This is a genomic window from Acinetobacter sp. V2, from assembly GCF_001188385.1.
Classification (GTDB): domain Bacteria; phylum Pseudomonadota; class Gammaproteobacteria; order Pseudomonadales; family Moraxellaceae; genus Acinetobacter; species Acinetobacter oleivorans.
In genome coordinates, this window is sequence record NZ_JZFB01000004.1 from 19,511 (window position 1) to 28,793 (window position 9,283).

Sequence of the window (9,283 nt, forward strand, 5' to 3'; positions counted from 1 at the left end):
ATATCGTGAGCATCCATTAGACAAATTTAGTTAAGCCTTGAATAATAGCGTCAAACCCTTACATTGAACTAAGTAGCTATGTAATACTGATAGAGATAATTTCTCCTGTAGTAATAGCACTTTTTCTAAAAATTGGAGCCGTACCATGTCTGCGACTATTGTAAATACAACTGATGATAACTTCCAAGCAGATGTTCTAGACGCTGAAACACCTGTACTTGTTGACTTCTGGGCAGGTTGGTGTGCACCTTGTAAAGCAATTGCACCTGTTCTTGAAGACCTATCAAGTGAATATGCTGGTAAAGTAAAAATTGTTAAAGTTGATGTAACTTCTTGCGAAGATATTGCGGTGAAATACAATATCCGTAATATTCCTGCTTTATTACTTTTCAAAAATGGTGAAGTTGTAGCTCAACAAATTGGTGCTGTACCTCGCTCTAAACTTGTTAGCTTTATTGATGAAAATGTTTAAGTCAAAATGCTAAGAATAAAAATACGCTATACTTTTTTATAGCGTATTTTTTTCGGCTATAAATTGACAAATTAACTAAGCTGGCTTATATTGCATGCTCAAGAGGCACTGAAGGGAATCATCTTCGTCCGGCTTCTTACAAGACACAAACATAAAGATCGCCACTCGGCAACAGAAATTGTTTTTTCACATTTTTCTTCGAAACAATCAATCAGACTTCTGAATTGTTATTGTGTAAATACAATTGCGATAATCTTTTTTGTATGCGAGCGATTTTTCTTCTTTTTAAACCACACTCTACTCTTTCCTAATTCTGACCCTTATGAATTTAACTGAACTCAAGAAAAAACCAATTGGTGAATTAATTAAAATTGCTGAATTTATGGGCCTGGAAGGTATGGCTCGTAACCGAAAGCAAGATATTATCTTTGCCATTTTGAAACGCCATGCAATGAATGGCGAAGAAATTTTTGGTGATGGCGTTCTTGAAATTCTCTCTGATGGTTTTGGTTTTTTGCGCTCTGCGGCAGGTTCGTATTTAGCAGGTCCGGATGATATTTATGTGAGTCCTTCACAAATCCGACGCTTTAACTTGCGTACAGGTGATACCATCACAGGTACTATTCGCCCTCCAAAAGAAGGTGAGCGTTATTTTGCGTTGCTCAAAGTTAACCAGATTAACTATGACACGCCAGAAAATTCTCGAAATAAAATTTTATTTGAAAACTTAACACCCCTTTTCCCAACTGAACAATTGGTGATGGAACTCGGTAATGGTACGACAGAAGATTTAACTGCTCGTGTTGTTGACTTAGTTGCGCCAATTGGTAAAGGACAACGTTCTATTATTGTTGCACCGCCAAAAGCGGGTAAAACAATGTTACTTCAAAATATTGCTCAATCGATTGTTAGAAACAATCCAGAAGTATTCCTGATTGTTCTATTAATTGACGAGCGTCCAGAAGAAGTAACTGAAATGGAACGTACTGTTCGCGGTGAAGTCATTGCTTCAACATTCGACGAAGCTCCTGCTCGCCACGTACAAGTTGCAGAAATGGTAATTGAAAAAGCAAAGCGTCTTGTTGAACATAAAAAAGACGTTGTGATTCTTCTTGACTCTATTACCCGTCTTGCTCGTGCTTACAACACCGTTATCCCGTCATCAGGTAAAGTATTAACTGGTGGTGTAGATGCTCATGCATTAGAGCGCCCTAAACGTTTCTTCGGTGCTGCACGTAATATTGAAGAAGGCGGATCTCTTACGATCATTTCAACTGCTTTGATTGAAACAGGCAGTAAAATGGATGACGTAATTTATGAAGAATTCAAAGGTACAGGTAACCAAGAGATTACACTTGATCGCCGTATTGCTGAAAAACGCGTCTTCCCTGCTATGAATATTAAGAAATCTGGCACTCGTCGTGAAGAGCGTTTAATGGATGATGATAACTTACGTAAAGTATGGATCCTCCGTAAGCTTCTACATCCTATGGATGAATTGGCGGCAATGGAATTCTTACTTGATCGTATGAAAGAAACCAAAACAAATGATGATTTCTTCGATCAAATGAAGCGTAAAGCTTCAACTTAATCGATTAATCTTCATAAAAAGCCACTCTTTTGAGTGGCTTTTCATTTGGTTGACAAGCTTTACACAAAAATACATTTTGCAGTTTTTTATGTAATTTTACTTATAAGCTTTTGATAATAATTATTTTTGAATTAAAAAAAATAAGTTTTTTAGTAGTTTACCTCCACCTTTTCCAATACACTCGAGCCGATTGATTGTTTTTTTCTGTTAAAAAACAGACTGTTTTTCTGTTTTTCATACATTTTTTTGACAGACGACAGTAGTATTTCAGCATTTGCAGTGATAGCATAGCGGCAGACCAGTTAGACTGCTCCATGCGTTGTTACCTAGCTACGTTTTAGGAATAATAAAAGCAAAACAGTCCAACTTAGGTTTTTTTAATCTCAAATCTTTTTTGTGAGAGTGATGCCATGTTATTCAAAAAATTTGCTGCCGTTGCTGCTGTAGCTGCTACTTTAGCTTTCGTTGGTTGTTCTAAGAAAGAAGAAGCTCCTGCTGCTGCTGCTTCTGAAGCTTCTGCTGCCGCTTCTACTGCTGCTACTGCTGCTTCTGAAGCTGCTACTGCCGCTTCTCAAGCTGTTGATGCTGCTTCTGCTGCCGCTTCTGCACCTGCTGCTTCTGCAGCTGCTGCTTCTGCGCCTGCTGCTTCTGCACCTGCATCTGCTGCACACTAATCTATATAGATTAGAAAAAAGAGGACATTTTGTCCTCTTTTTTTATGCCTAAATTTTATATTCTAAAAATCATTTCGCTTAAACTATCTAGATAAATTGATATCACATCGTAGTTGAATAAAGTCATCTAAATATAAGTAAAAAAAAAGCAGATCAATCGATCTGCTCATTTCCAACGCGTTGTCTAAATTTTTGACCTGCTCTAAAGGTCACTACCCTACGTGCAGAAATTGGAATTTCTTCACCTGTTTTAGGATTACGTCCTGGACGTTCGCGTTTATCTCTTAACTCAAAATTACCAAAACCAGAAAGCTTAACCTGCTCCCCTGCAATAAGTGCTTGGCTAATTTCGTCGAAGAACAACTCGACCATTTGTTTTGCTTCACGGCGATTTAAGCTGGTTAACTCACTTAAATGATCAGCCATGTCTGCTTTAGTTAATGCTGTCATGAGGCCCTCAATGTCGCTTGATAAGTGTTTTCTAACACTTGGATTATATTGTCCATACCAGATTTAATTTCAGCATCTTCAAGCGTACGTGAAGGATGTTGCCACAAAAGTGCAAACGCTAATGAGCGCTTACCATCTTCGACACCCTGCCCCGTATACACATCGAATAACCATGTAGAGTCTAAAAGCTCTCCACCAGTTTGTTCGATTAACTGCTGAATATCTCTAACATTTATATTATCAGAGATTAAAAGCGCAATATCACGTCTAACCGAAGGAAAACGTGATAATTCTGTAAAATTAGATACATAAGATTGCAAAACAGCTGTTTGATCAAGTTCAGCTACCCACGTCGTGCTTAAATCAAGCTCATTTTCTAGAGAGGGATGCAAGCGACCTAAGTAACCAATTGATTTACCATCAACTAAAATCTCAGCTGATTGCCCTGGGTGTAACCAAGCACGCTCAGAACGTACATATTCAGCCTTAACACGACCAGCAGCTAACACTTCCTCCACCTCACCTTTGAAATCAAAGAAATTCATTGGTTGAGGCTTTACATGCCATGATTCTGGTTCTTGTGAGCCCACTGCAACCAGAGCCAAGGTTGGTGTCTGTTGTAAGTCTTCAATGCTCTTAGCATTTTGATAATCAAAACGCAGTCCGAACTCAAAGAAACGAACACGACTTTGCTGACGGTTGAGATTATATTGTACACAAGGAATTAAGCTAGAAAGTAAAGTACTACGCATTGCAGCCAAATCACTTGAAATTGGATTTGCTAGCATTAGTGGCTGAACTTCTGGATTTAATTGCTTTTCAAGTTTTGCATCAGCAAAGCTAAAGCTAATTGCTTCTTGATAACCTAAAGTCACGATCGTTTGACGCAGTTCAGCGAGTTCAAAACGATCTTGATATTTAGCAAATTTAACATCCATGCTTGGTAAGCTAATTTGGATATTGTCATAGCCATCAATACGCGCAACTTCTTCAATTAAGTCTTGATAAATAGCCATATCATAGCGATGTGATGGGGGTACTACACTCCATTCACCCTCAGCCTTAACTGTTACCTTACACCCTAGTCGAGTTAAAGCATCTGCAATGAACTCACCCGCAACTTGATATCCCAATAATTGGTCTACTTGAGCTTGTTTCAGTTCAATTGCTTCACGCTTAGGAAGTAGATCAGTTTTTTCAGCTACAGTAATTGGACCAAACTCGCCGCCTGCTAACTCTTGAATAAGCTGAGAAGCGCGATTCATTGCAATTAAAGGTAATTCGAAATCTACACCGCGTTCATAACGCTGCGAAGAGTCAGTATGTAAACCAAAACGACGAGCACGCCCAGCAATCGCAAGTGGTGCAAAGAAAGCACTTTCTAGAAAAATATCAGTCGTATCATCAGTTACACTTGATGCTAAACCACCCATAATTCCAGCAATTGCCAAAGCTTTTTGGTCATCAGCAATCACCATTATATCTTCTTGCAACTCAACTTCTTGATCATTCAGAAGTTGTAATTTTTCTTGTTGTGTTGCTTGACGAACATGTACAGTCCCTTCGATTTTAGATAAATCGAAGGCATGCATTGGTTGACCCAATTCCATTAAGACATAGTTGGTCACATCAACCAAAATACTATGAGTACGGATTCCTGAACGTGATAAGGCCTGTTCCATCCATTCAGGAGTAGCAGCTTTTACATTAACGTTTTTAACTACACGCCCTAGATAACGCGGAGCACCTCCAGTACTGATCACTACTTTTTTCTCATCAGCAATAGTGGCATCAACCGAGTTAATTACAGGTTCATTCATTTGCAGCTTATTAATAACTGCAATTTCACGGGCAATACCACGAATACTAAAACAGTCACCACGGTTTGGCGTAATGCTGATATCAATGACATTATCATCAAGTTTGAGGTATTCGCGGATATTTACTCCTACTGGAGCATCAGCGGGTAGTTCGAGCAAACCATCGATTTTATCTTCAAGATCGATCTCAGAAGCACCACAAAGCATGCCTTGTGACTCAACTCCACGAAGTTTACCTTTTTTGATTTTAAAATCGCCAGGTAATACAGCTCCAATGGTTGCCACAGGTGCTTTCATTCCAACACGAACGTTCGGTGCGCCACATACAATTTGTAAAGGCTCACCTGAACCAATATTCACTGTTGTAACACGTAGACGGTCTGCATCAGGGTGCTGCTCAACAGTGAGCACTTCACCAATTACAACGCCGGTAAATGGTTTAGCAACAGGTGCCAATTCATCAACTTCAAGACCAAGCATCGTCAACTGATCAGATAATGTATCACTATCAATTGCCGGATTAACCCATGTACGTAGCCAATTTTCGCTAATCTTCATCTTTATAAACCTTTTTTAATCCTGAAAAACTGTTAGGCAAATTGGCGTAAGAAACGCACATCATTTTGATAGAACATACGCAAGTCATTAATGCCATAACGCAACATAGCAAAGCGCTCTACCCCTAAACCAAAAGCAAAGCCTTTGTATTTATCAGGATCAATACCCGCGGCACTTAATACATTTGGATGCACCATGCCACAGCCTAAAACTTCTAACCAACGGCCACGTTCATCCATAATATCTACTTCTGCACTTGGCTCAGTAAATGGGAAATATGATGGACGGAAACGTACCTTTAAATCTTTCTCGAAAAATTCATTCAGCAGGTTAATGAGTAAACCTTTTAATTCAGCAAAGCTGGTGTTCTCAGCAACATACAAGCCTTCGATCTGATGGAACATTGGCGAATGCGTCTGATCAGAGTCACAACGATAAACACGCCCAGGACATACGATACGAATTGGTGGCTCACTTGTTTCCATTGTACGAATCTGTACACCAGACGTGTGCGTACGCAGTAAATGAGTGGCATCAAAATAGAAAGTATCGTGCATAGCACGCGCTGGATGGTGACCAGGAATATTTAATGCTTCAAAATTGTGATAGTCATCTTCAACTTCTGGACCAGTCGCAACTGTAAAACCAGCTTTAGTGAAGAACTGACAAATTCTTTCTTGTACTTGAGTAACAGGGTGAACTGTACCAACGCGTTGACCGCGGCCTGGCAAAGTAATATCAATCGTTTCACTTGCTAGTTTTTGCTCAAGTGCTGCCTGTTGTAATGCCGCTTGACGTTCTGTTAAAGCAGTATTAATTGTTTCTCGAACAGCATGAATCGCAGCACCTTGTACTTTGCGTTCTTCAGGGTCCATTTTCCCTAATGCTTTCGATTGTTCTGCAAGCTGGCTTTTTTTCCCTGTAAATTGCACACGCACCTGATCAAGTGCAACAAGGTCTTGAGCTGCTGCAATGGCAGCAAGCGCTTCTGTGGTCAGGGCTTCCAGTGACATATTAACTCTCAAAGCAACAAATTAAAAAAATATAATAAAACACTGCATTCTAACAGTTTTTCATCAGATTGATGAAGTTTATCCATCATGAAAAATGTATTAGGCAACAAAAAGATAAAACGTATAAGATAATAGCATCGTCAATGAGATCAACTATTATGGCGCTCAATCAAATTTGGAAACAACAACTTACGCTTGTGACGTATGGTAATGAATACCTCCGTCAGAATTTAAGCTTTACCCAATGGCGACAACATCATATTTTTGACCATCATAGTTTTCAGTTTCGTGACTTAGCTTCTCAGCATTTACTCGCTCAACACTTTCAAGTTTGGCTAGAAGCGCTAAAAAAACAAGGCACCACTCATCTCAGTTTACACTTATCAAGCCTTCTAAATGAAGAGCAAAATCCAAACAGCAACGTTGAGCTTTTGCCTTATACTCATTTTATCGTTAGCCATCAAAATGATAAGAAATTTGCATGGATTTTCGGCCATGAACTTGCTGAATGGTATAACAATGATAATGAGTTTGAAGCTCCTGCTTCACAAACCTGTGAGCTTCGTTTAGAAACTTTCTGGCGTTTTGAACTCAATGAAAAATTATCAAAAAAAATTGAAGCTGATTTAAAAAATCCGCCATGGCAAGAAATAGCTGACTTTATGGAGAGTGAATTATTTCGTAGTAAATATGCGGCAGGGTTTGAAGAGCCAGAATTTCAAAAAGCTCATTTTGATGGTACAAGCATTACGAGCCAAGAACCAAGACTTGCTTTAATTCCAGAGAATTATCCTGCAGATTATGCTCATCAGCTTTTATCTCGTACTCAAGCATTGGCTAATTATTTAGAACAAAAGAAACGCCTTGCAAATGATCCATTAGGAGAAGAGCTAGACCAAGAACAACTCATTAATTTAAGAAATTTTACGCAAAAAACTGATGATTTGTTTGCCAAACTTATTATTAAGGCTGCAAATCACTACCAAACAGCTCAGATCGTACCTGTAATTAAAGCCTCTCCGTTCGAGCAATCAAATGAAAATCCACAACATTTGAAATCTCATCACCATAAAGGCACTGGTTCAGGCGTTATTAAGCTGATTATTCTAACGATTATTATTTGTGCTCTGGCTTATTATTTTGGGCTTTAACTTAGATTAGAGTTTCCATTGATAAAGTAATTCTGTTATTTCGAAGCCGAACTCCGGTAGTTCGGTTTCGCCAATTATTTTGGCTCCCATTTTTTCATAAAAAAACCGGCTTGGATTTTTATTAAAAACTTCTAAACGAATAAAACTGTATCCCTGATTTAAAGCACATTGATAGAAATTTTGGAATAACTCACGGCCTATGCCTTGTTTTTGAACTTCTCTTAAAAGATAAAAAGCAAGAATTTCAGCAATATTATTTTCTGGATTTAAATAACCATCGAGAAAGCCTTTCACTATTCCATTTTCAGTATAGATAAATAACTTATGATCAGAACTTTTGGTGATTTCTTTCCATAACTGTTCTTTATCTAGTACGTTAAGCTCGTCTAATATTTCCTGCTTAAGCATACCTGTATAGGTTTCTTTCCAACATTGCACATGTACTTCTGCAATAGATAATGCATCCTTAAAAGTAGCTATACGAATTTCTCTTTCATTTAGTGATTGCAATTCGTTCTCCTCCTGTCACTACTTTTAAAGTGAAGCACTATTTTGTTTCATACAAACTTATTCAGCTAAAAACCGCTCTCGAACATACATTAAAGCAAAACCCAACAAATTTAGTCCTTGCCATTGAGATGGATCTTGAATATGTGGATGGTCTTGCGCCATACCAACTCCCCAAATTTTATCGACTGGAGATGCTTCAACCAAAATACGATCTTTTGTGGCTAATAAGAATTCTTTCAATTTATGATGTTGAGAGAATTTAGCAAAGTTCGCCTGCACCACTATGTCAAAACGTTTTTCTCGCCATATCTGTTCATCATAATTACGCACTTTACGACCTAGCTGTTTTGCCTCATTCGGATGTTTAACCTGCAAGATCTGTGCAAAAATTTCTTCATCATTAAATAATTTTGCTTTTTGCGCCATCATATAGTGCTCAGCAGTAAAGTATTCATCACCTTCCACTTTAAATTGCGCAGGAAACCACTGGCTAAAACAGCTTTTATCAACAAGATTAGCGTGTTTAGGAGTATGCCCCCAAAAATATAAGTATTTAAACTGGTGGCCTTGCTGTACTTTTTGAATTAGGTCATCTAGAAATTTTTCGTCTTTCATCATTTATCTCTGATTATTTTCTTTTTTAAAATAGAACCACTAAAAATAAAAAAGACCGCTAAAAAGCGGCCTCTTTTTGAATCTCTAAGCTTATGCAGCTAATGCGCCTTTAGCTTTTTCAGCTAAAGCAGCAAATGCTACTGCATCATGCATAGCGATGTCAGCTAATACGCGACGGTCGATGATCACTTGAGCTTTTTTCAAGCCATCGATCATACGGCTGTAAGACAAACCGTTTTGACGAGCACCAGCATTGATACGCGCAATCCATAGAGCACGGAATTGACGTTTCTTTTGACGGCGGTCACGATAAGCGTATTGACCAGCTTTGATTACCGCTTGGAACGCTACGCGGTAAACGCGTGAACGAGCACCATAGTAACCTTTAGCGCGAGCAAGAATTTTTTTGTGACGACGATGAGCCACTAC

Annotated in this window: 11 protein-coding genes; 4 read left to right on the plus strand and 7 right to left on the minus strand. The window is 38.6% G+C overall.

Annotation, left to right across the window (positions count from 1 at the left end; all coding sequences use genetic code 11):
• The first annotated feature begins 145 nt into the window (after positions 1-145).
• Complete coding sequence (trxA, locus tag UC75_RS13040; protein WP_003655060.1) at positions 146-472, plus strand: thioredoxin; 327 nt, start codon at positions 146-148, stop codon at positions 470-472.
• 322 nt (positions 473-794) lie between these two features.
• Entirely contained in the window at positions 795-2,063 is a 1,269-nt protein-coding gene (gene rho / locus UC75_RS13045) for a transcription termination factor Rho (protein ID WP_004794523.1), read from the plus strand.
• Between the two features lie 157 nt (positions 2,064-2,220).
• Here the strand turns inward: rho and UC75_RS18950 are convergent, their stop codons facing one another.
• Entirely contained in the window at positions 2,221-2,379 is a 159-nt protein-coding gene (locus tag UC75_RS18950; protein WP_128825276.1) for a hypothetical protein, read from the minus strand.
• Between the two features lie 94 nt (positions 2,380-2,473).
• Between UC75_RS18950 and UC75_RS13050 the strand changes: the two genes are divergently transcribed.
• Positions 2,474-2,737: a hypothetical protein gene (locus UC75_RS13050; protein WP_049837858.1), complete on the plus strand. Its 264-nt coding sequence runs from the start codon at positions 2,474-2,476 to the stop codon at positions 2,735-2,737.
• 153 nt (positions 2,738-2,890) lie between these two features.
• Here the strand turns inward: UC75_RS13050 and UC75_RS13055 are convergent, their stop codons facing one another.
• From UC75_RS13055 to pheS, 3 genes are read right to left on the minus strand one after another with little or no spacing between them, the layout of a single operon-like run.
• Entirely contained in the window at positions 2,891-3,187 is a 297-nt protein-coding gene (locus UC75_RS13055; RefSeq protein WP_000126166.1) for an integration host factor subunit alpha, read from the minus strand.
• Positions 3,184-5,565, minus strand: a complete 2,382-nt coding sequence (pheT, locus tag UC75_RS13060; protein ID WP_049837859.1) for a phenylalanine--tRNA ligase subunit beta — start codon at positions 5,563-5,565, stop codon at positions 3,184-3,186. Before pheT ends, UC75_RS13055 begins: the two co-directional genes overlap by 4 nt.
• Before the next feature lie 32 nt (positions 5,566-5,597).
• Positions 5,598-6,578, minus strand: coding sequence for a phenylalanine--tRNA ligase subunit alpha (gene pheS, locus UC75_RS13065; protein ID WP_004794529.1), 981 nt, complete (start codon positions 6,576-6,578; stop codon positions 5,598-5,600).
• A gap of 158 nt (positions 6,579-6,736) precedes the next feature.
• On the opposite strand from pheS, the gene UC75_RS13070 reads away from it, so the two are divergent.
• Positions 6,737-7,729 carry a hypothetical protein gene (locus UC75_RS13070; protein ID WP_049837860.1) on the plus strand — a complete coding sequence of 331 codons (993 nt, stop codon included), beginning with the start codon at positions 6,737-6,739 and terminating at the stop codon, positions 7,727-7,729.
• 6 nt (positions 7,730-7,735) lie between these two features.
• Here UC75_RS13070 and UC75_RS13075 read toward each other — a convergent pair whose 3' ends face one another.
• The 3 genes from UC75_RS13075 to rplT form a co-directional block, all read right to left on the minus strand.
• Complete coding sequence (locus UC75_RS13075) at positions 7,736-8,239, minus strand: GNAT family N-acetyltransferase (protein ID WP_049837861.1); 504 nt, start codon at positions 8,237-8,239, stop codon at positions 7,736-7,738.
• 57 nt (positions 8,240-8,296) lie between these two features.
• Positions 8,297-8,854: an NADAR family protein gene (locus UC75_RS13080; RefSeq protein ID WP_049837862.1), complete on the minus strand. Its 558-nt coding sequence runs from the start codon at positions 8,852-8,854 to the stop codon at positions 8,297-8,299.
• A gap of 90 nt (positions 8,855-8,944) precedes the next feature.
• Positions 8,945-9,283: 50S ribosomal protein L20 (gene rplT / locus UC75_RS13085; RefSeq protein ID WP_049838007.1), on the minus strand; the 339-nt coding region annotated here is incomplete at its 5' end.